Genomic DNA, 599 nt, shown 5'->3' with positions numbered 1-599 from the left:
AGATGAACTGCATGGAGTACGCTTATCAACTTTGGCTCCAGGGCTCCAAGGACATCGTCCGTGATTGTTTCCCAGTTGAGTTCAGACTTATCTTCGCCGAAAACGCCATTAAGCTTATGTACAAGCGCGACGGTCTCGCTTTGACGCTGAGTAATGATGTTCACGGCAACGATGGCAGACTTGCCTTCGGCGACGGTAAGGACAAAACAAGCCCGAAAGTCAGCTGGAAGTTCATTGCTCTGTGGGAGAACAACAAGGTCTACTTCAAGATCTTGAACACTGAGCGTAACCAATATTTGGTATTGGGAGTCGGTACTAACTCGAACGGCGACCACATGGCCTTCGGAGTCAACAGCGTCGATAGTTTCAGAGCCCAGTGGTACCTGCAGCCCGCTAAATACGACAAAGACAATTTGTTCTACATCTACAACCGTGAATACAGCAAGGCTTTGACACTGTCGAGGACGCTTGAAACCTCGGGTAACCGCATGGCCTGGGGATACAATGGTAGAGTGATCGGAAGTCCCGAACATTACGCTTGGGGTGTTAAGGCATTTTAAGTTATATTTTAAATATTCACGAAACCCAACCAGAATGAG

General features: G+C 47.9%; 1 protein-coding gene. It reads left to right on the top strand.

Going from position 1 to position 599, the window contains the following annotated elements:
• The coding region (locus F0L68_RS45685; protein WP_149822406.1) for a hypothetical protein at nucleotides 1–560 on the top strand (560 nt) is incomplete at its 5' end.
• Nucleotides 561–599 lie beyond the last annotated feature (39 nt).

The sequence above is a fragment of the Solihabitans fulvus genome (genome assembly GCF_008386585.1).
GTDB lineage: Bacteria > Actinomycetota > Actinomycetes > Mycobacteriales > Pseudonocardiaceae > Solihabitans > Solihabitans fulvus.
Note: the sequence above shows the minus strand (reverse complement) of the source record. Positions and strands in the feature narration are given on the sequence as shown.